Raw genomic sequence first — 20,605 nt, forward strand, 5'->3', positions numbered from 1 at the left:
CCACGATGGTCCAGGCCGCCCGCATCGACGACCTGCTGACCGGCCACTCCAACGTCATGGACTGCTACGACCCGGGCAAGACCGTGGGCCTGGTGCTGGACGAGTGGGGCACCTGGTGGAACGTCGAACCGGGCACCAACCCCGGCTTCCTCTACCAGCAGAACACCCTGCGGGACGCGCTGGTGGCCGGCCTGCACTTCGACATCTTCCACCGCCACGCCGACCGCCTCGTCATGGCCAACATCGCCCAGACGGTGAACGTGCTCCAAGCCATGATCCTCACCGACCCCGATTCCGGGGCGCTCGTGCTCACGCCCACCTACCACGTGTTCGAGATGAACAAGGGACACCAGGACGCGGCCTCGCTACGGGTCGACCTCCCCACGGGCGTGCCCAACCGTGAAACGCTGAAGACGGTCTCGATCTCGGCGAGCCGCAAGGACGGACGGGTGCTCGTGTCGATGTCCAACCTGGACGCGGCCGAGGCCGTGGACGTCGAGCTCGACCTGCGCGGCGGCACCGTGGCCGACGTCCGCGCACGGATCCTCACCGCCGAGAAGCTCCAGACCCACAACACCCCCGAGACGCCCGAAGCCGTCGCCCCCCGCACCCACGAGCAGGTCACCGCCACCGCTACCGGGCTGCGGGTGCACCTGCCCGCCCACTCCTTCGTCACCGTGGAAGCCCGCCTCGTATGACGGTCGCCCGGGCCGCCGCACGCACCGCGATAAGCTCAGCGGGATGGCGGCGGCCCGCCTGGAGCCGACCGGCAGGACAGAACGTGGGGCTCGCATGGTGACCATGAGCGACGTCGCCCGGCTCGCCGGGGTGTCGAAGATGACGGTCTCCAACGTGGTCAACAACCGCGCCGGGGTCAGCGACCCGGTCCGCCGGCGTGTGCTGGAGGCCATCAGGCAGTCCGGCTACCGCGTCAACGTCTCCGCCCGGACCCTCAAGTCCGGGCGGACCGGCATCATCGGCCTGGCCGTGCCGGAGGTCGACAGCCCGTACTTCGGCCTGCTCGCCGCCCACGTGATCGCCCAGGCCGCGCAGCGGGGCTTCCACGTGGCGATCGAGCAGACGGGCGCGGCCGCGGCCGGGGAGATCGACGCGATCGCCCATTCGCACACGCTGCACTTCGACGGCCTGATCCTCAGCGCGGTCGAGCTGGACCGCGCGGATCCGCGGTTGTCCGGCGCCGACTACCCCATCGTGATGCTCGGCGAGCAGGACTTCGGCGGCCGTTTCGACCACGTCGCCATGCCCAACGAAGAAGGCACGAAAGCGGCCACCGCGCACCTGATCGACCGCGGTTGCCGCACCATCGCGATCGTCACCGGCAACGCCCTCGAGGGCGTGAACGTGGTGACCCGCCGCTACCAGGGCTACCGCGCCGCCCTCGCCGAGCGGGGACTCGAGCCCGATCCCGCGCTGCTCCTCACCGTCGAGGCGATGACCATGGAGGCGGGTCGCGCCGCGGGCCACCGTCTGGCCGACTCCGGCCGCGAGGTGGACGGCGTGGTCGCGGTGACCGACACCGTCGCCCAGGGAGTGCTCCGCGGCCTCGCCGACCGGGGTCTGCGGGTCCCGGACGACGTCCGGCTCATCGGCTTCGACGACATCCCCGAGGCGGAGTTCATGGTCCCCTCGCTGTCCACGGTGGCGCCGGATCACCGGTGGATGGCCGCGAAGGCCGTCGAGCTGCTGACCGGACGCATCCAGGCTCCCGCACGTGAGGCCGGCGAGTACACCGCCCCCTTCGAGCTCATGGTCCGAGAATCCTCCACCTGAGCGTTTGTCTACGCTAAAGTGTCGTGTCATCACGAATCTGTAGCAGGTTGTGAGGAGCGTCCGCTGAGCGACACACTGAGGATCGAGGACGGGCCGGATCGCGTGCTGGTCCGGCTGGACCGCCCGCACGTGCGTAACGCGATCGACGCGGCGATGGTGGCCGACCTGCACGAGGTGTGCGCCGAGCTGGAGCGCCGGCCCCGGGTCCTGGTGATCACCGGGACCGACGGCGTGTTCGCCGCCGGCGCCGACATCCGGGAGCTGCGCGAGCGCCGCCGCGAGGACGCCCTCGCCGGCATCAACAGCGGCCTGTTCGACCGGATCGCCCGGCTGCCGCTGCCCACGATCGCCGCGATCGACGGACCTGCCCTGGGCGGCGGCGCCGAGCTGGCCTACGCCTGCGACTTCCGCGTCGCGACCCCGCGGGCCCGGTTCGGCAATCCCGAGGCCGGGCTCGGCATCATGGCCGCCGCGGGTGCGTGCTGGCGGCTGCGCGAGCTGGTCGGCGAGCCGCTCGCCAAGGAGATCCTGCTGGCGGGGAGGGTGGTGTCCGCCGAGGAGGCGCTGGCCGTCCGGCTGGTGAACGAGCTGGTCCCCGAGGACGAGCTGCTCGCCGCGGCGGACCGGCTGGCCGCCCGCATCGCCAAGAACGCGCCGCTGGCGCTGCGCCTGACCAAGCTCGCCCTCGCCGCGCCGCCCGGCGCGCATCCGCGTTTCGACGACGTGGCGCAGGCCGTGTTGTTCGAGACGGAGGACAAGCACGCACGGATGACCGCGTTCCTGGAGCGGCGCCGCTAGGGGTCGAGCCTGCGTAGCTCGTGCCGGTAGCGCTTGGCGTTGCCGCGATACTCCTCCACGCCGTAGTCGATCCACTCGCTCTGCGCGGTGCCGTCCAGCGGCCTGGGGCGGGCGGGCACGCCGAGCGCCATGTGACCGGCCGGAATCTCCAGTCCTTCCGGTACGAGCGCCTGCGCGCCGACCACCGACCCGGCGCGTACCACGGCCCGGTTCAGTACGACCGCGCCCGAGCCGATGAGGCAGCGGTCCTCGACCGTGCACCCTTCGAGGTGGGCGTTGTGCCCGACGACGCAGTCACGCCCGATGACGGTGGGCCACTGCTCGGTGGTGTGCACGACGGTGCCGTCCTGGATGGAGCTGCGCTCGCCGATCTCGATCCGCCCGAAGTCGCCCCGCAGGACTGCCGTCGGCCACACCGACGACTCCGCGCCGAGGGTGACACAGCCGATGACGACGGCGTCGGGATGGACGTACGCGTCCGGGTGGATCCAGGGCACCTGGTCCCCGAGTGCGTAGACGGGCATCCGTCACTCCCCTGCCGGCAGGCCTGCGTATACCCTCATGGCATTCCCCGCGAGCACGGCCGCGGCTACCTCGGCCGGCAGCAGCCCGGCGACGGCGCGAGCGTTGGCGGCGATGCCGGGCACGCCGGGCCAGTCGGTGCCGAAGATCCACTTCCGCGCCAGCCGGGTGAGGTCGTACCGCGCGTAGTACTCGGGCAGCCGTTTGGGCGGCAGGCCGGACAGCTCCAGCCACACGGTGTCGTTCGACAACGCCAGGAAGGCCGCCGCGTCGTACCACCAGCCGCGCCCACCGTGCGCGAGCACGACGTTGAGCCCTGGGAAGTCGCGCACGACCGGGATGAGGAACCGCGGGTCGGCGTTCTCGTTCATCGCGCCGGGGAAGGAGCTGGTGCCGCAGTGCACGACGAGCGGCACGCCCCGCTCCTCGAGCACCTGGTACGCCGGGTACAGGGCCGCGTCGTCGCAGCGGAACCCGCCGTGCACCGGATGCAGCTTCAGCGCGGCGGCCCCGAGGTCGAGCTGCCTGCGCACCTCGGCGGCAATCGGGAAGTGCAGGTGCGGGTTGACGTTGGCGACCGGGCGGAACCTGGCCGGGTTGTGCTCGACGATCGGCAGCAGGTCGTCGAAGGCCTGCATGCCGGTCGCCTTGGGGCTGTACTCGCAGAACAACAACGCCACGTCCACCCCCTGAGCGGCGAAGATCTCATCCAGGCGGGCCGGGCGCGGCCGGCCGTCCGTGTCCCAGGCGTCTGCTACGAGGCCGTCCTCGCCGAAGTCGCGGGCCCACGTCAGCCAGGCCGGCTTGAGGGTGCCGAGCACCGGAATGTGCACGTGCGCGTCGATGAGTCGCATGCCATCGATCATGACCGGCCCGCGACCATGGGAGTGTCCACGCCGATGCGGCCCGTCTTGTTCGAACCCCCAGGAGTGCCGATCGGCGCCTCCCGTCCCGGCAGCAGGTCGACGAAGAAGCGGCGGTTGTCCTCGACGAACCCGGCGTGCTCGGGGTCGACCCGCCGGTCCTGGCTGATCGCCTCGACGGGGCACACGGGCTCGCAGGCGCCGCAGTCGATGCATTCCTTGGGGTTGATGTACAGCTTGCGGTCCCCCTCGTAGATGCAATCAACCGGGCACTCCTCGACGCAGGACTTGTCCATGACGTCGATGCAGGGTGCGGCGATGACGTACGGCATGTGAGAACTCCTGACTAGACCGGGGCGGGATTGTCGGTCGAGTGCCCCGGGAAGAGCTGGGCTGCGGGGTCGATGTGCACGGCGGCGTTGTTGACGGCCGTCGCCACCTCGCCGAACCCGACTGCGATCAGCCGCACCTTGCCGTCGTAGTCGGCGATGTCGCCGGCGGCGAAGATGCCGGGCACGTTGGTGCGCATCGCCGAGTCGACGACCAGGTGGCGGTTGTCGTGCAGGTCGAGTCCCCACTCGCGGAGCGGTCCGAGGTTGGCGGTGAAGCCGAGGGCCGCCACGAGCTTCTGGCACGGGAGGGTGTGCCCGGTGCTGAGCTCGACGCGTTCCAGCCGGTGGCCGCCGTGGGTGGCGGCGACCTGGGCGTTGATGACGATCTCCACGGGCGAGGCCTTGAGCCGCTCGACGGAGCCGTGGTGGGCGCGGAACGCGGCACGGCGGTGCACGAGGGTGACGCTGCTCGCGATGGGCTGGAGCATGAGCGCCCAGTCCACGGCGCTGTCGCCACCGCCGACGACGACCACGTCCTTGCCCGCGTAGTCCGCACCGTCGGGCACGAAGTACGCAAGGCCCCTGCCGAGGAACTCCTCCCCAGCGGGGAGCGGGCGGGGCGTGAAGGTGCCGATGCCGCCGGTCACGACGACCGCCCGGGCGGTGATCTCGGTTCCGCCGCCGGTCTTCACCACGAGCAGGTCGCCGGGGACCCGCTCCAGCCGCTGGGCTTCCTCGCCGAGCACGTACGCGGGCCGGTACGGCGCCGCCTGCTCCACCAGGCCGGCGATGAGGCGGCGGCCGGAGACGGCGGGGAACCCGGCGATGTCGTAGATCTGCTTCTCCGGGTACATGGCGCTGACCTGCCCGCCGACCTGGCTCAGCGAGTCCACGACCGCGGTGCGCAGCCCGCGCACCCCGGCGTAGTAGGCGCCGAACAGGCCGACGGGGCCCGCTCCGACGATCAGCACGTCCACGTCGAGCACGCTCATCCACCTACCTCCTGGGCCTCCTGGGCGAGTAGCTCGCGGACCTTGAACCGCTGGATCTTGCCGGTCGCGGTCTTGGGCAGCTGGTCGAGGAAGACCACCTGCCGGGGACGCTTGAACGCGGCCAGCCCGTCCCGGCACCACTGGACGAGCTCCTCGGCGGCGACCTCTCCCTGGGTGACGACGCACGCGACCGGCTTGTCCAGCCCGTGCTCGTCGGCCACGCCCACCACGGCCGCCTCCTCGACCTGGGGATGCTCCAGCAGGCGGCTCTCGACCTCGGCCGGCGAGACCCAGATGCCGCCCGCCTTGAGCAGGTCGTTGCTGCGGCCCAGACAGGTGTAGTAGCCGTCCTGCGCGCGCACGTACGTGTCGCCGGTGTTGAGCCACTCGCCCGCGAACACGGTCCGGCTGGCGTCGGTGCGCCGCCAGTAGCCCAGGGCGATGGACTCCCCGCGCACGTGCAGCGCCCCCGGCGTTCCGTCGGGCACCCGCGTCCCTTCGGCGTCGCGCAGTTCGATGTCGTAGCCGGGCACCGGAACGCCCGTGGTGCCGGGGCGCACCTCGCCGGGCCGGTTCGACAGGAAGATGTGCAGCGCCTCGGTGGAGCCGATGCCGTCGATGATCTCGACGCCGAAGAGCCCGGTGAACCTCTCCTGCAGCGGCGCGGGCAGCGCCTCCCCCGCCGAGGCGGCCAGGCGTACCGACGTGAAGGTGTCCTGCGGCAGGCCGGCGGCGAGCAGCGCGGCGTAGAAGGTGGGGACGGCGAAGAACAACGTCGGCCGGTCCGCGGCCATGCGCCAGGCTGTCACGGTGGGGGTGGGGCGCCGCGGCTCCAGCACCGTCGTGGCCCCGGCCGAGAGCGGGAAGAACATCGAGTTGCCGATGCCGTAGGCGAAGAAGAGCTTGGCGACGGAGAAGCAGACGTCGTCGGGGCCGATGCCGAGCACCTGGTCGCCGTAGGTCCGGCAGACGTGCCGGATGTTGGCATGGCGATGCATGGCGCCTTTGGGGACGCCGGTGGTGCCGGAGGTGTAGAGCCACAGGGCCCACGAGTCGTCCAGGGTGACGGCGGGCTCGCGGGACTCTCCTTCGCCTGCCTTGAGCAGCTCCGCCCAGGTCACGGACGTGCTCTCCGGCGGCGCGTCACCGTCCCACACCAGGTGGCGCACCTCGGGCGCCATGGTGAGGGCCTCCTGGACCTGACGGGCGTAGTCGGCACTGGCCACCACCACGGCGGCGCCGGAGTCGGCGATGATCGCGCCGAGCTCCTTCGCCCCCAGCATGGTCGAGACCGGCACGGCCACGAACCCGCCGCAGAAGGCGGCGAGGATCCCGGCGAACATGGGCACGTCGTCGTTGGTGACGAACACGACGCGATCGTCGCGCCGCAGGCCGAGGGCGCGCAGCCCGGCGGTGACGGTCCCGACGAGGTCCGACAGCGCCGCGTAGGTGAGCGTGGCGGTGCCGCGCACGGCCACCCGGTCGCCGTGGCCCTCTTGGACGTGGCGGTGGACGAGCCACGTTCCCGCGTTGAACTCGGTCATGGTCAGACCCGCCCGAGGTCGTAGTCGCCCTTGCGGCCGGTGCCGTAGCGGCGCAGGGCGCCGTCGGGGCCGGAGGCGTTCGGGCGAATGAAGATCCAGTTCTGCCAGGCGGTGAGCCTGCCGAAGATCTTCGTCTCCAGCGTCTCCGGGCCGACGAAGCGGTGGTTGGCCTCCATGCCGGTCAGCGCGTCTGGCGAGAGCGAGGCGCGTTCCTCCAGGACGATCCGCAGCTCCTCTTCGAAGTCGATGTCGTCCAGGGCCAGGGTGACCAGGCCGAGCTCCACCGCGGCGGCGGCGTCCAGCGGCTCGCCGATCCTGGCGCGGACGGCTTCCAGGTCCTCATCGTGGCCCCAGAAACGGGACTGCAGGCGGGACAGGCCGTTGCCCATCGGGTAGTCGCCGTCGTTGGCCGGGGTGAGCACGATGGCGGCGGGGGCGGCATCGTCGTCACGGTCCTCGTAGACGCCCTCCAGCATGTACTGCCGGTCGGCGGCCAGGGCCAGCTCGGCCAGCAGCCCGGCGAAGGCCGTCCCCGGCTCGATGACGGCGATGAGGCTGCGGCTGGTGACGTCCAGGCGCTTGAGCGTGCGCTTGTAGTAGTGGCGCACCTCGTTGACGAACCAGTCACCGGCCTGCTCGCGTAGCTGGGCGTCGTAGGCGAGCACCCGCTCGTGGTCGCCTACGGCACGCAGCACCCAGATGCCCAGGTCGAGCTCGTTGGTACGCAGGTGCAGGATGAGATCGTCCAGCGCCCGGGTCACGGCGAGCGGCCAGTAGTCGGCGCCCTGGGCCGACGGGTCGGCCGGCGCGGCGTCGTGGGGACCGGTCACGGTGATCTCGACGAGGTGGTTCGCCCGATCGATCCGCGCCGACAGGTACGGGTAGGTGATGGCGTCGCCCTCGTCCTTGCGGTCCAGCGGCGTCAGCGACACACCCTTCGCGCCCGTGGGCCGCGTGGACGCCGCGGCCGCCACCGCCGCGCGCCTGGCGACCTCCTCCTCCAGGGAGTTACGGGGGACGGCGGCGTCCACCAGGCCCCACTCCACCGCCGTGCCGCCTCGGAACCCCTCGGACTTGGTGGCGAACACGTCGGCGCGGTCCTTGCGCACGTGCCGCTTGTCCACGACGCGGGTCAGGCCGCCGGTGCCGGGCAGCACACCGAGCAGCGGCACCTCGGGCAGGGACACGGCCGAAGACCCGTCGTCGACGAGGACGATCTGGTCGCAGGCGAGCGCGAGCTCGTAGCCGCCGCCGGCGGCCGTGCCGTTGAGCGCGGCGATCCAGGTCTGGCCGGAGTGCTCGGTCGCGTCCTCGATGCCGTTGCGGGTCTCGTTGGTGAACTTGCAGAAGTTGACCTTCCAGGCGTGCGTGGACTGGGCCAGCATCCTGATGTTCGCGCCGGCGCAGAACATCCGGTCCAGGCCACCGGTCACCACGACGGCCGTGACCTCCGGGTGCTCGAAGCGCAGCCGCTGCACGAGGTCGTACAGCTCGATGTCGACGCCGAGGTCGTAGGAGTTCATCTTGAGTTCGTAGCCGGGGACCAGGCCGCCGTGCTCGTCCACGCGCAGCGTGGCGGTGGCCACCGCCCCGTCCACCTCGAGCTTCCAGTGACGGTACCGGTCCGGGGAGGTCGCGAAGCGGACCACCGGCGGAGCCGAATGGGTTGTTTCACTCAATGCGTGCTCCAGGAGGTGCAGGGGGCTTGCGTCTTCAATATTCGACGTTTCGCAGATGTATCGTCAAGTGTTTGTAGCATTTAGGAAGACTGCAGGGGCACTACGCGCAGGGTTGCCTAACCTGGCAGAATGCGCCTCACCAGCGAGACCGACGACAGGAGGGCGGACGTGGCCCCGCGCGAAGCGCGCACGGAGACCGGCGCGCAGACCGGCAGGGCGGCGGATCGGCAGCGTGACAAGGCGGCCGCCAGCGCCCGCTCGCTCCTGCTGACGGTCCTCGGCGAGTTCGTGCTGCCGCGCCGCGGCGAAGTCTGGACGGGCACGCTCGTCACCGCGCTCGGCGCCCTCGGCGTCGAGGAGAAGTCCGCACGCCAGGCCCTGTCCCGCACCGCGGCCGAGGGCCTGCTGGAGTCGGTACGGCACGGCCGCAAGGTCCGCTGGAACCTGACCGAGGCCGGCGACCGGCTGCTGCGCGAGGGCACCGAACGCATCTACGGCTTCATGCGCGGGCCGCACGGTTGGGACGGCCGCTGGCTCGTCGTCACGGCCGGGGTGCCGGAGGCTCAGCGTCAGCTGCGGCACCGCCTGCGTACCAAGCTCACCTGGCTCGGGCTCGGCTCGCCCTCCCCCACGCTCTGGATCGTCCCCGACGCGTCCAAGGAGGCCGCCGTCAGGGACGTCATCCACGAGCTCGACCTCGCCGACCGCGCCTACGCCTGGACCGGTCCGTCGGCGAGCATCGGCGACGCCGCCAAGCTGATCACCGCCGCGTGGGACCTCGACGACGTGGAGAAGCGCTACCTGGCCTTCATCGAACGTTTCGAGCGCCTCGCCGTCGAGTCCGACCGCGACGCGTTCGTCAACCAGGTGCTGCTCATCCAGGAGTGGCGGCACTTCCCGTTCCTCGATCCCGACCTGCCCGCCGAGCTGCTCGAGCACGACTGGCCGGGGCCGCGGGCGGCGGCCGTCTTCCACGACCTGCACAACCGGTGGCACCGGCGGGCCCAGGCCGAGTGGGACCGCATGGACGAGGGCGCCGCCGCCCGCTCCTAGCCGCCGCCCGTTCCCAGACGCCGCCCGATCCCAGACGCCGCCCCATCCCAGACCTCGCCCGGCTCCTAGAGGAGCCCTTCGTCGGCCAGGTGCACGTAGTCGAACTCGACCGGCTGGTCATTGATGCCGGTCTTCGGCGGGGCGATCCAGCCGGCGAACTTGCCGTACTCGTACTGGGGGACCATCAGGTCCGCCACCGCCTCGCGGTCGGCCGGCGTGGGCAGCCACTCGTCGATCCTGGCCTGCCAGGCGGCCTCGTCGACGACCTCGCCCTGCGGGGTCACGTGGTGTCCTGCGTACACGCCGACCTTGCGGTTGAAGCCCTCGTGCGGCAGGTACAGCCGCTCGGTGAGCCCGGCGTCCTCCAGCGCCTGGTTCCAGCGGCGCACGCCGTTGGCGCAGTCGGCGACGTACTCGTCACGCAGGTCGAGGTTGAGCGCGCTGAGCATCGGCACGGTCTTGGTCTTGATCTGGCCGTCCTCGACGTAACGCAGCTCGCGAGTGTCCTCCAGCAGCACGTGGTCGTCCTTGCGCCGGGTCTCCATCCACCGGCCTTTCAGGCCGGAGCTGAAGTAGTTGCCGGCGTTGGTCGACTGCTCCGAGCCGAACAGGTCCATCGACACCGAGAACTGGAAGTTCAGGTACTTCTGGATGACGTCCAGCGGGATGCCGCCGTGCGGGAGGATGTCGGCCGTGTCGTGCTCCTTCATGAGCTCCGCGGTGCGCTCCAGGATCCGCTGCACGCCGGTGGTGCCCACGAACATGTGGTGGGCCTCCTCCTTCAGCATGAACTCGCAGGTACGCGCCAGCGGGTCGAACGCCGACTCCTTCAACGTCCCGAGCTGGTACTTGCCGTCCCGGTCGGTGAAGTACGTGAACATGAAGAACTGCAGCCAGTCGGTGGTCGCCTCGTTGAACGCGCCGAGGATGCGCGGCGCGTCGAGGTCGCCCGAGTTGCGCTTGAGCAGCTGCTCGGCCTCCTCGCGGCCCTCCCTGCCGAAGTAGGCGTGCAGGAGGTAGACCATCGCCCACAGGTGGCGGCCTTCCTCCACGTTGACCTGGAAGAGGTTGCGCAGGTCGTAGATGCTTGGCGCGGTGTTGCCGAGGACGCGCTGCTGCTCGACCGAGGCGGGCTCGGTGTCGCCCTGCACGACGATCAGGCGCATCAAGTCGGCCCGGTGCTCACCGGGCACCTCCTGCCAGGCGGGCTCGCCCTTGTGCTTGCCGAAGTTGACCTTGCGGTCGGGATCCCGCTCGGCCAGGAAGATCCCCCAGCGGTACTCGTCCATGGGGACGTGGTCGAAGTGCGCCCACCCGTCGCGGCCCACCGCCACGGCGGTGCGCAGGTAGACGTCCTTGGTCGGCAGGGCCGGGCCGAGCTGCTTCCACCAGTCGAGGAACTTCGGCTGCCACCCTTCGAGCGCGCGCTGCAGGCGGCGGTCGCCGGCCAGGTCGACGTTGTTGGGGATGCGCTCGCTGTAGTCGACCCGGCTGAGCGGGCCGGTGGGCGCGGGGGCGGCGCCGGTGCGGGAGTCGGTGGTCATCACTGCTCTCCTGACTGCATCTCTCGGTTGACGATCGAGTCGAGAATCTCTGGGCCGCCCTGGAGGGCGGTGCGCTGCAGGTGGGCGTGGACGGCGCGAAGGCCGCCCTCCTCCTCGCCGCCGCCGGCGCGGCCGGGTCCACCGTGGACGAGCTGCGGCATGGGCGTGCCGTGCCCGGTGGACTCCCCCGCGCTGTCGCGGTCGAGCACGAGGAGGCGGCCGTGGTGGGCGGCCGCGCCGAGCACGACCTGCCGGACGAAGTCCCGGTCGCGGGAGACGACCGACCCGGCCAGCGAGCCCTCGCCCCTGGCGATCAGCTCCGCCAGCTGCGCGGTGTCGCGGTAGGGCATGAGCGTGCTCACCGGTCCGAACGCCTCCACCTCGTGCGGCTCGGGACGGTCCACGTCGTCGGCACGCAGCAGCAGCGGCGACAGGAACGCGCCCCGTTCGGCGTCGGCGCCGACGACGTCGACCTTGTGCGGGTCGCCTGACACGATCGTCCCGGCCGCGCCGAGCCGGCGGACGGCCGTGCGGACGTCGTCGCGCTGCGCGAGGCCGACGAGTGCGCCCATCGTCACGCCCACGGCGCCCGGCGCGCCCACGACCACGCGCGCGAGCCGGGCCTCGACCGCCTCGGACACCGTGTCGATGAGGTGCGCGGGGACGAACGCGCGCCGGATGGCGGTGCACTTCTGCCCGGCTTTGACCGTCATCTCGGTGACGAGGGCGTCGGCGAACAAGTCGAACTCCGGCTGCCCCGGCACGGCGTCCGGGCCGAGCACCGAGCAGTTGAGCGAGTCGGCCTCGGCGTTGAAGCGGGCCGAGCGGCGCGTGACGACGGGGTCGGCCCGCAGCCGGGCGGCCGTGGCCGCGGAGCCGGTGAACCCGATGTGGTCCTGCCCGCCGAGCAGGCCGAACAGGCCGGGGATGCCTCCCGCGACGAGCTGAATGGCTCCCGGCGGCAACGTGTCCGCGATGATGCGCACGGCGTGTGCGGCGATGTACGCGGTCGGGGTGGCGGGTTTGACGATCGTGGGCAACCCGGCGAGCAACGCGGGAGCGAGTTTCTCCAGCATGCCCCATACCGGGAAGTTGAACGCGTTGATCTGCAGGGAGATCCCGCGTGGCGTGGTGAGGACGTGCCGGCCCGCGAACGTGCCGTCCTTGCCGAGCGGGATCGGGCCGTCCTCGACGATGAGCGTGTGGTCGGGCAGGCCCTTGCGGGCGAGGCTCGCGTAGACGAGGGCCGTGCCGATGCCGCCGTCCACGTCGACCGCGGAGTCCCGTCGGGTGGCGCCGGCCCGCGCCGACAGGTCGTACAGCTCCTGTTTGCGTGCCTGCAGCGCCAGCGCGGCGGCTTTGAGCACGGCGGCCCGCTGCGGGAAGGTCAGCTTGCCGAGCGCGGCCTGGCCGGTGCGGCGCGCGTACGCCACCGCGGCGGCCAGGTCGAGCCCGTCGCTGGTGACCCGGGTGACGAGCTCGCCGGTGACCGCGTCGGCGACCGGCGTCCCTTCGCCGGTGCCGGTGCGCCAGGCGCCTTCGAGATAGCTCGGCAACGTCATGCGTCACTCCAGTCGTAGAAGCCCTTGCCGGTCTTGCGTCCGAGATGGCCCTGCTCGACGAGCCGGACGAGCAGGTCCGGCGGGGCGAAGCGGGGGCCCAGCTCGCGTTCGAGGTAGCGGGCGATGCCCAGCCGCACGTCCAGACCGACGAGGTCGGTGAGGCGCAGCGGTCCGGTCGGGTGGCCGTAGCCGAGCGTCATCGCGGCGTCGATGTCCTCGGCCGTGGCGACGCCGGACTCGACCATGCGGATCGCCTCCAGGCCGAGGATGACGCCGAGCCTGCTGCTGGCGAAGCCGGGCGAGTTGCGGACGACCACGGCGGTCTTGCCGATCGCCTCCACCCACGCCACGGCCCGGTCCCGCAGGGCGGGTTCGGTGGCGGACGCGATCACCACCTCGACGAGCCTGCTCGCCGGAACGGGGTTGAAGAAGTGCAGTCCGAGAAAACGTCCGGGCCGGGCGAGCGCCTCGGCGAGAGTGTCGAGCGAGATGCTGCTGGTGTTGGAGGCGATGACCGCCTCCGGCTCGACCGCGTCCTCGACGGCGCGGAGCGTGACGAGCTTGAGGTCGAGGTCCTCGGGCACCGCCTCGATCACCAGCGCGCATCCGGCCAGGCCGGCGGCGGCGGTGGCCAGGTGCAGGCGGGACATCGGCTCGCCGGCGTCCTCGATCAGGCCACGCTGGGCGCTGCCGTGGACGGCGCGGGCCACCCGGTCGCGGGCGGCGGCCGCGGCCGCCCCGTCGCGCTCCACCAGCGTCACGCCGCACCCGGCGAGGAGCAGGGCGTGGGCGATGCCGGCGCCCATGCGCCCGCCGCCCACCACGCCGCACCGGTCCGGCAACGTCTCGGTCATCGCAGTCCTCCGCTCACATCCCCAAACTTGCCACACTTTTATCGCGTTGCGAAAGAGATATGTAGCAGGTCAATTTTCCATGGAGTCTGGTTATACCAGCGTGACCTGCGACGACATGCCGACGTCGACCGACGGGGAGAAGAGCGGACGCGCCGCCCGGATCCGCGAAGCACGCCCGGTGGCTCAACGAGGTATCGATTTGTTACAGACTCTTGACGACACAACACACATCTGTGGATTCTGTGCGCACCGTGTCAGCGCATTGACGCCGACGTCATCCCCGGGAGTCGCACATGGGTGTTCTCTCTGTTATCCGCCACTCGCTACGACCCGGCACCGCCGTCGTCCTGCTCGCGCTGTCGGGTTGTGCGGGTTCGAGCCTTAACCAGTCCGGTGGCGAGCAGCCCACTGCCACCGCCGTGAAGATCGGGTTGCTGGTGCCCCTGTCGGGTGTCTACGCGCCGCTGGGCGAGGACATGCGCAATGGTTTCCAGTTCTATCTCGACCAGCACAGCGGCAAGCTCGGCGGGCGCACCGTCGAGATCGTGGCCGCAGACGAAGGCGAAGGGCCGCAGACCGGCGTGCCCGCCGCGCAGAAACTCGTGACCCAGGACCAGGCCACCGCGGTCGTCGGGGTGGTCAACTCCGCCACCGCGCTCGGCCTGCGCAACTTCTTCCACGAGTCCAAGAAGCTGCTGCTGATCGCCAACGCCGGCGCCGACGCCATCACCGGCGCCCAAAAGTCCGACTACGTCTGGCGAACCAGCTTCTCCAACGGCAAGGTCGCGGCCGCGCTCGGTCCCGCTGTGGCCAAAGAGGCCGACGGCGGCGTCTACCTCATCGCCGCCGACTACGCCGCCGGCAAGGAGATGATCGCCGGGTTCCGCAAGACGTTCGAGGCGGCCGGCGGCAAGGTCGCCGGCGAGAAGTACACGCCGTTCGGCAAGACCCAGGACTTCCAGCCGTTCCTGTCGGCGATCCGCGGCTCCGGCGCCAAGGCCGTCTACAGCTTCTACGCGGGCGCCGAGGCGGTGAGCTTCGTCAAGCAGTACCGGCAGTTCGGGCTGGCCGACAACACGCCCCTGTACGGCACCGGCTTCCTCACCGAGGGCGGCGTGCTCGACGCGCAGGGCGAGGCGGCGGTCGGCGTGAAGACCTCCCTGCACTACTCCACTGAGCTGGACACCCCGCGCAACAAGGAGTTCGTGGCCGCCTTCCGCAAGGCCTACAACGAAGCGCCCACGGTGTACGCGGTGCAGGCCTACGACGCCGCGGCCGTGCTCGACAAGGCCCTCGCGAACGCACCGGGCGGGACCGGCGACGAGCTGGTCAAGGCGCTGGGCGGCGTCGGTCCCGTCGACAGCCCCCGCGGCCAGTGGAGCTTCGACGCCAACCACGACCCCCAGCAGACGTACTACCTGCGAGAGGTCAAATCCAGCGGCGAGGCCGTCGTCAACGCGGTCGCGGGCCAGCTCAGCGCGGCCCAATGACCGGTCACCTGGTGAGCGTGCTCAACGGGCTGGCGATGGGCTCACTGCTGTTCGCGATCGCGCTGGGGTTGTCCCTGGTGTTCGGCATGATGGACGTGCTCAACCTCGCGCACGGCGCGGTCTACCTGGTGGGGGCGTACGTCGCGGTCGCGCTGGTCGCCGACGGCGCGAGCCTGGCGGCCTTCGTCCTGGCGGTGCTGCTCGCCGCCGTGCTCGGAGCCGTGCTGGGCGGCGTGCTCGCGGGCCTGACCCGGGCCACGCCGCACCACCTCGATCAGGCCCTGCTCACGCTCGGCGTCTCCCTGGTCGTCGCCGAGACGTTGTCGGTGCTCTTCGGCAACGACGTGCACTCCATCGCCGCGCCTGCCGTGGCCGGAGGGAGCGTCGTCGTGTTCGGTGAGACCTACCCGGTCTACCGGCTGCTGGTGATCGGGTTCGGGGTGGTGCTGGCGGTGGCCGTGTACGTCCTGGTCGAGCGCAGCGTGCTCGGCTCGGTGATCCGCGCGACCGTGGCCGACCGCGGCATGGTGTCCGCGCTGGGCATCAACACCGGACGGGTGCTGGTGGGTGTGTTCGCGGCGGGCGCCGCGCTGGCGGCGGTCGGCGGCGTGCTGGCCGGGCCGATCCTGGGCGCGCAGCCGGGGCTGGACGAGAAGGTGTTGCTGCTCGCCCTGGTCGTGGTGGTCATCGGCGGTCTGGGCTCGGTCCGGGGCGCGTTGCTCGGCGCCATCCTGATCGGGCAGGTCCAGGCACTCGGCACCTCACTGCTGCCGGAGTACGCGTCCTTCCTGATCTTCGCTGCGATGGGTCTGGTGCTCCTGCTGCGCCCGGCCGGTCTGCTGCCCGCTCGAGGGGCGGTGCACGCGTGAAGACCACCACCATCGAACGAACGCAATCCATGGCCCCCGAGGTGACCCGCTCCTCCCCCCGCAAGCTGGCGCTCGTCGCCGCCGTGCTGGCGGTGCTGGTGGCGGCGCCGGTGGTGCTGGGGGCGTACCCGGTGACCACGATGACTCGGATGCTGGCCTTCGCGGTGCTGGTGCTCAGCGTCGACCTGCTGACCGGGGTCGCCGGCCTGCCCACGCTCGGGCAGGCGGCCTACTTCGGCGCCGGCGCCTACACGGCCGCGCTCGTCGGCATCCACCTCACCTCGGACGCGATGGTGCAGGTGCTCGCCGGGCTCGCGGCCGGCTTGGTCGCCGCGGCCGCCACCGGGTGGGTCGCCGTACGCGCCCGGGGCATCGTCTTCCTCATGCTGACGCTCGCGATCGGCGAGTCTGTGCATCAGGTGGCCGACACCTGGTCGGCCGTGGGCGGCAGCAACGGCCTGGCGGGGATGCCGCCGATCAGCCTGTTCGGCGCTCCGCTGCTCGCCAGCGGGTTCGTCTACTGGTGGGTGCTGGCGGTGGCGATCGTCCTCTTCGCGGGAGTGGCGCTGGTCGTCCGGTCCCCGTACGGCAGGACGCTGCGTGGCGTCCGCGACAACGAGGCCCGGATGCGGGCGCTCGGGTACCGTCCGGCGCTCGCCAGGTATGGCGTGTTCTGCCTGGCGGGCGCGGTCGCGGGCGCGGGCGGCGCGTTGTGGGTGGCGCAGGCGCGGTTCGTCTCGCCCGGGGATCTGGGCTTCGAGGTGGCGGCGCTCGCGCTGCTCAGCGTCGTCATCGGCGGGGCGGGCAGCCTGTGGGGGCCGTGCCTGGGCGCGGCCGTCGTCCTGCTGGTGCGTGACAACCTGTCGGCCGCCATCGACGGACACGGCCCGCTGGTGCTGGGGCTGCTGTTCGTGGCCGTCGTCTTCGTCATGCCGCGCGGCGTCGCCGGCCTCACCGCCGGTCGCCGCCGCGGAAAGGAGCGCCCGACGTGACACCTCTCCTGGAACTGCGGGGGCTCACCCGCTCCTACGGCTCGCTCACCGCCGTCGACCACGTGGACCTGGCGGTGCTGCCGGGCGAGCGGCACGCCCTGATCGGGCCGAACGGCGCCGGCAAGTCGACGTTGTTCGCGACCGTGGCCGGAACGCTGCCGGCCACCGGCGGAAGCGTGGTCTTCGACGGCCACGACGTCACGGCCTTGCCCGAGTCCGAGCGGGCCCGGCGCGGGCTGCTGCGTACCTACCAGCATTCCAGCCTCTTCCTGGACTGCTCGGTGCTGGACAACGTCGCGCTCGCCGTCCAGCGCGTCCACCGGGTGGCGCACCGGTTCGACCGGGCCGCGCGGCGTTTCCGGCGCACCGAAGCCGAAGCCCGCCACCACCTGGAGTCGGTCGGCCTGGCCGGGCGGGCCGGCGACCGGGCCGCCGCCCTGTCCCACGGCGAACGCCGGCAACTCGAAGTGGCGATGGTGCTCGCCGCGCAGCCGGCGCTCGTCATGTTCGACGAGCCCACCGCGGGGATGTCCGCCGCCGAGACCGATCGCTTCGCGGCCCTGGTGGAACAGCTGCCGGACGACCTGACCCTGCTCATCGTCGAACACGACCTCGACGTGGTGTTCCGCCTGGCCGATCGCATCACCGTCCTGCATCTGGGACGGGTCCTGGCCACCGGGACACCGCAGGAGATCCAGGCCGACGACGAGGTGCGGCGCGCCTATCTCGGCTCGGCCAGAACCGACGAGCTCTTCCCGGGAGGTCTCCTATGACGGACCTGCTCACCGTGCGCGACCTGCGTGCCGGCTACGCGGGCAGCACGGTGCTCGACGGCGTCGACCTCACCGTGCCCGCCGGCGGCGTCGTGGCCCTGCTTGGCCGCAACGGTGCGGGCAAGAGCACCTTCGTCCACACCGTCATGGGCATGCTCAAGCCGTATTCGGGCAGCATCCGCCTCGGCGACCGGGAACTCGCGGGGGCCGCCGCGCACGTGGTCGCCCGCAGTGGTGTGGCGATCGTCCCCCAGGGCCGCCGCGTGTTCGCGCCGCTCACCGTGGCGGAGAACCTGCGCATCGCGTCCGGGCGCGGGCGGGACGGCTGGACTGCGGAGCGGGTCTACGAGCTGATGCCGCGGCTCGCCGAGCGCCGCGGCAACCGCGGCGACCAGTTGTCCGGCGGCGAGCAGCAAATGCTGGCGATCGGCCGCGCGCTGCTGCGCAACCCGCGGCTGCTGCTGCTCGACGAGCCGTCCGACGGCCTCGCGCCCGCGATCGTCGACCAGGTCGCCGAGCTGCTTGAGGGGCTGCGGGGCGAGGGCATCGCGGCCGTGCTCGTCGAGCAGGACCTGCACCTGGCCTTCCGGCTGGCGGACGAGGTGGCGGTCATGCAGAAGGGACGCATCGTGCACCGTAGTTCGACCGCGGACTTCCGCGCGGACCGGGCCCGCGCCCACGCACTACTCGGCGTCGGCTGACCGACATCCATCTGGCTGAATCGGAGGTCGCCGTGCGAACCAGCGACATCGCACCGAACATGCGTCCCGAGATCGCGCTGTCGTGGCGGCGGTGCCGGATGAGCGGCCTCGAGCCCGAGGCGCCCGACCTCCGCATCGAGCCGGACGAGGTCGACCCGCGCAGCCGCCTCGTCGCCGCCGCCCAGCCGGTCCTGGAGCAACTCGCCGAGCAACTCGGCGACGCGGACTACTGCGTCATCCTCGCCGACCGGGAGTCCCGGATCAGCTGCTACGGCCGCCGTTCCTAGGCGAGTTGGCCGGTGTTGGCCGAATCGCCATGGACCGGGCCCGGGCTGGGTCCGGGTGCACCCCGAACGGTCTTGGGTGCGGGGAACAGCGCGGGCTGGTCGCTTGGGCTCCGGCAGGTCTTGCCGCCCCCAGTGGGCGTGCCTGCGGTCCTGGGCGGGCTCGCGGTCCCGTGCGCTGGCGGGCGGGGTGCGGTCTGGCCGGTAGCTCTCCGCGTCGCCATCCTCTGGTGGCGGGCGGTCACACCTGGCCGACGCCGGATCCCGTGTCCGAAAGCGCGTCGTCCGATCGCTACCGCGGCGGCATGATGCCGGGTGACCGTGTTCTCAGTGTTCTGCTTGGTGTTCTGTTTGGTCTGCTGCTGGAGCGGGCGTTGCCAGTGCTGGGCGCCCCAGCGGGAGGTGTAGGCGGGATCGACGGCGATCACGACCAGGCCGCGGTGGTAGGCCATGCCGCGCAGCCGCTCCCGGAAGCGTGCGGTGGGGATGCCGGCGACGGTACGGCGGAAGCTCTTGCCCCGCCGGCCGCGGCCCATGGTCTCCCGGCCGGTGGCGCGGGCGTCGTCGAAGCCCAGGTTCTCAATCGCGATCCCGGCGCAGCCGTGCCAGAGGGCGAGGTCAATCAGATCACTGATCGCCTGCCGCAGGTGACCGTCCCGCCGCGAAGCCGGGCCGCTCAGTTCTGTCGGGATGGTGAGGGGCCGGCCGATCGGGTTGCCGCAGGTGTCGACGATGCAGGCGGCCAGGTGGTCGCTGTTGAGGTCCACGCTCAGCAACCGCGCCCCAGAGGCGGCCAGCTGGTCCGGGGACGGCAAAGGCGGGGTGTCGCTCGACCAGGAGGCATCGAGATACCACCGGTCCCGGTCGGGGTTATGAGTGATGTCGTAGCGCACCGCCCGGTTGGCCTGGGCGCGGTCCAGCCATTGGTCGCGGCGGTGGTAAAAGCGCACCGTGCTCGATAGCCGGTAGCGGCCTCTGGGGGCGTTGGCCAGGTGCCGCAGCGGTTCGGGTAGGACGATCGTCACCGAGCTGTCGCCGGGGTCCACGGCAATGGTGTAGTTGCCGAAAGGTGCTCCCGTCTCTCCGTCGGCGGTCAGGAACATCCGCCGGGCGTCCCACTGCCGGCGCCATTGCTGCTCGGTGAGATCGGCGTCGGTGAGGTTGTGCCGTGCCTTGGCCAGCCGCCGGCCGCCGGCCACGATCGCCGGTCGGCCCTTGTCGATGCGGTCTTCCACACGTGCCAGCCGGGCGGTGAGCACCTGGAGTCGGCGCTGCTTGTGCCACCGCTCCTCCTGGTTTGCGTAGCCGCGGATCCGGCCTTGGCGCTTGCCGCATGGCACCGCCAACCGTTTGCTGATCGTGGCGATGGCGCGGCGCAGGCCGGTGCGTTGGTCGTGCAGGGATCGCAGCGAGAGCTGGTACTGATCCTCCGAGGTGCGGGTGATCGCCCCGGCCCACCGCGACGAGGACACCGCGGTGAGCTTCTTTTTCCGCTCGGCCCGCCGGTTGTCTTTGCCCCCCACGTTCCCGATACCGATGCGCTCGGCCAGATCGGCTCGAGCATGGCTGCCAAGATGACGGCCGACGGCGGTCAGCACCTCGATATCACGCTCGGACAGCCGCAGACGATCCCGGATCCGCGCCCCAGCGGGTGGGGCGACGGTGAACGGCGCCGCGATCCCCCGCAGCCCCTTCCGGGTCGTCCGACGCCCGCCCACCCGTCACACCTTCGCCGAATGGCGCGCCTGCGAGGGGCACAACGGGATCAGCACGTCCGGGTCAGCAGTGAGTCGGTACGCCTGCATGACCTTGCCCTTCCTTTCCCGAGTCATCACATTGAGTGATTGAAAGACTACCTAACTCGGTCCCCGCTGGATAGAACATGTGAGCGAAACCTGGAGCGCCAGTCATTCACGCTGCCTCAGCGAGGCTGGCCAGCTTCCAAGCCGATCGCCGCGTGTG

Annotated in this window: 20 protein-coding genes; 10 read left to right on the forward strand and 10 right to left on the reverse strand. The window is 71.3% G+C overall.

Features of this window, described 5'->3' with window-relative positions; all coding sequences use genetic code 11:
* From ACTWPT_RS49180 to ACTWPT_RS49190, 3 genes are all read left to right on the forward strand, one after another.
* Positions 1-698: alpha-L-arabinofuranosidase C-terminal domain-containing protein (locus ACTWPT_RS49180; protein WP_443184460.1), on the forward strand; the 698-nt coding region annotated here is incomplete at its 5' end.
* 103 nt (positions 699-801) lie between these two features.
* On the forward strand, positions 802-1,791 hold the full coding sequence (locus ACTWPT_RS49185; RefSeq protein WP_443184461.1) for a LacI family DNA-binding transcriptional regulator: 990 nt from the start codon (positions 802-804) through the stop codon (positions 1,789-1,791).
* 102 nt (positions 1,792-1,893) lie between these two features.
* The gene (locus ACTWPT_RS49190; protein ID WP_443184462.1) at positions 1,894-2,589 is read left to right on the forward strand and encodes an enoyl-CoA hydratase/isomerase family protein; all 696 of its coding nucleotides are present in this window, start codon (positions 1,894-1,896) and stop codon (positions 2,587-2,589) included.
* Here the strand turns inward: ACTWPT_RS49190 and ACTWPT_RS49195 are convergent.
* The 6 genes from ACTWPT_RS49195 to boxC are packed head-to-tail and all read right to left on the reverse strand — an operon-like array spanning position 2,586 to position 8,521.
* Entirely contained in the window at positions 2,586-3,113 is a 528-nt protein-coding gene (locus tag ACTWPT_RS49195; protein ID WP_443184463.1) for a gamma carbonic anhydrase family protein, read from the reverse strand. The two genes, ACTWPT_RS49190 and ACTWPT_RS49195, sit on opposite strands and share 4 nt — an antisense overlap.
* Before the next feature lie 3 nt (positions 3,114-3,116).
* Positions 3,117-3,965 (reverse strand): amidohydrolase family protein, encoded by an 849-nt coding sequence (locus ACTWPT_RS49200; RefSeq protein ID WP_443184464.1) that lies wholly within the window; start codon positions 3,963-3,965, stop codon positions 3,117-3,119.
* Between the two features lie 8 nt (positions 3,966-3,973).
* Positions 3,974-4,306 carry a ferredoxin gene (fdxA, locus tag ACTWPT_RS49205; RefSeq protein WP_443184465.1) on the reverse strand — a complete coding sequence of 111 codons (333 nt, stop codon included), beginning with the start codon at positions 4,304-4,306 and terminating at the stop codon, positions 3,974-3,976.
* Between the two features lie 14 nt (positions 4,307-4,320).
* Positions 4,321-5,298 (reverse strand): NAD(P)/FAD-dependent oxidoreductase, encoded by a 978-nt coding sequence (locus tag ACTWPT_RS49210; RefSeq protein ID WP_443184466.1) that lies wholly within the window; start codon positions 5,296-5,298, stop codon positions 4,321-4,323.
* On the reverse strand, positions 5,295-6,842 hold the full coding sequence (locus tag ACTWPT_RS49215) for a benzoate-CoA ligase family protein (RefSeq protein ID WP_443184467.1): 1,548 nt from the start codon (positions 6,840-6,842) through the stop codon (positions 5,295-5,297). The genes ACTWPT_RS49210 and ACTWPT_RS49215 overlap by 4 nt, the downstream gene beginning before the upstream one ends.
* A 2-nt stretch (positions 6,843-6,844) precedes the next feature.
* Positions 6,845-8,521 (reverse strand): 2,3-epoxybenzoyl-CoA dihydrolase, encoded by a 1,677-nt coding sequence (gene boxC / locus ACTWPT_RS49220; protein ID WP_443184468.1) that lies wholly within the window; start codon positions 8,519-8,521, stop codon positions 6,845-6,847.
* A gap of 129 nt (positions 8,522-8,650) precedes the next feature.
* Here boxC and ACTWPT_RS49225 point away from each other — a divergent pair, with 129 nt between their 5' ends.
* Positions 8,651-9,574, forward strand: coding sequence for a PaaX family transcriptional regulator (locus tag ACTWPT_RS49225; protein ID WP_443184469.1), 924 nt, complete (start codon positions 8,651-8,653; stop codon positions 9,572-9,574).
* A 65-nt stretch (positions 9,575-9,639) separates the two neighbouring features.
* Here the strand turns inward: ACTWPT_RS49225 and boxB are convergent, their stop codons facing one another.
* Genes boxB through ACTWPT_RS49240 form a run of 3 tightly spaced genes read right to left on the reverse strand, consistent with a single transcriptional unit; the run spans position 9,640 to position 13,534 of the window.
* Entirely contained in the window at positions 9,640-11,118 is a 1,479-nt protein-coding gene (gene boxB, locus ACTWPT_RS49230) for a benzoyl-CoA 2,3-epoxidase subunit BoxB (RefSeq protein WP_443184470.1), read from the reverse strand.
* Entirely contained in the window at positions 11,118-12,680 is a 1,563-nt protein-coding gene (paaZ, locus tag ACTWPT_RS49235) for a phenylacetic acid degradation bifunctional protein PaaZ (protein ID WP_443184471.1), read from the reverse strand. The genes boxB and paaZ overlap by 1 nt, the downstream gene beginning before the upstream one ends.
* A complete protein-coding gene (locus ACTWPT_RS49240) occupies positions 12,677-13,534 on the reverse strand; it encodes a 3-hydroxyacyl-CoA dehydrogenase family protein (RefSeq protein WP_443184472.1) in 858 nt (285 codons plus the stop codon). The genes paaZ and ACTWPT_RS49240 overlap by 4 nt, the downstream gene beginning before the upstream one ends.
* Positions 13,535-13,827: 293 nt before the next feature.
* On the opposite strand from ACTWPT_RS49240, the gene ACTWPT_RS49245 reads away from it, so the two are divergent.
* Genes ACTWPT_RS49245 through ACTWPT_RS49270 form a run of 6 tightly spaced genes read left to right on the forward strand, consistent with a single transcriptional unit; the run spans position 13,828 to position 18,646 of the window.
* A complete protein-coding gene (locus ACTWPT_RS49245) occupies positions 13,828-15,024 on the forward strand; it encodes an ABC transporter substrate-binding protein (protein ID WP_443184473.1) in 1,197 nt (398 codons plus the stop codon).
* Positions 15,021-15,893, forward strand: a complete 873-nt coding sequence (locus ACTWPT_RS49250) for a branched-chain amino acid ABC transporter permease (protein WP_443184474.1) — start codon at positions 15,021-15,023, stop codon at positions 15,891-15,893. Before ACTWPT_RS49245 ends, ACTWPT_RS49250 begins: the two co-directional genes overlap by 4 nt.
* Positions 15,890-16,885 (forward strand): branched-chain amino acid ABC transporter permease, encoded by a 996-nt coding sequence (locus ACTWPT_RS49255; protein ID WP_443184475.1) that lies wholly within the window; start codon positions 15,890-15,892, stop codon positions 16,883-16,885. The genes ACTWPT_RS49250 and ACTWPT_RS49255 overlap by 4 nt, the downstream gene beginning before the upstream one ends.
* Positions 16,882-17,658 (forward strand): ABC transporter ATP-binding protein, encoded by a 777-nt coding sequence (locus ACTWPT_RS49260; RefSeq protein WP_443184476.1) that lies wholly within the window; start codon positions 16,882-16,884, stop codon positions 17,656-17,658. Before ACTWPT_RS49255 ends, ACTWPT_RS49260 begins: the two co-directional genes overlap by 4 nt.
* On the forward strand, positions 17,655-18,359 hold the full coding sequence (locus tag ACTWPT_RS49265) for an ABC transporter ATP-binding protein (RefSeq protein WP_443184477.1): 705 nt from the start codon (positions 17,655-17,657) through the stop codon (positions 18,357-18,359). The genes ACTWPT_RS49260 and ACTWPT_RS49265 overlap by 4 nt, the downstream gene beginning before the upstream one ends.
* A 32-nt stretch (positions 18,360-18,391) precedes the next feature.
* The gene (locus tag ACTWPT_RS49270) at positions 18,392-18,646 is read left to right on the forward strand and encodes a hypothetical protein (protein WP_443184478.1); all 255 of its coding nucleotides are present in this window, start codon (positions 18,392-18,394) and stop codon (positions 18,644-18,646) included.
* Here ACTWPT_RS49270 and ACTWPT_RS49275 read toward each other — a convergent pair.
* Positions 18,643-20,361: an IS200/IS605 family accessory protein TnpB-related protein gene (locus tag ACTWPT_RS49275; RefSeq protein WP_443184479.1), complete on the reverse strand. Its 1,719-nt coding sequence runs from the start codon at positions 20,359-20,361 to the stop codon at positions 18,643-18,645. The two genes, ACTWPT_RS49270 and ACTWPT_RS49275, sit on opposite strands and share 4 nt — an antisense overlap.
* Positions 20,362-20,605: the final 244 nt, after the last annotated feature.

It is taken from the genome of Nonomuraea sp. 3N208 (assembly GCF_052245935.1).
In the GTDB taxonomy this organism is placed as follows: domain Bacteria; phylum Actinomycetota; class Actinomycetes; order Streptosporangiales; family Streptosporangiaceae; genus Nonomuraea.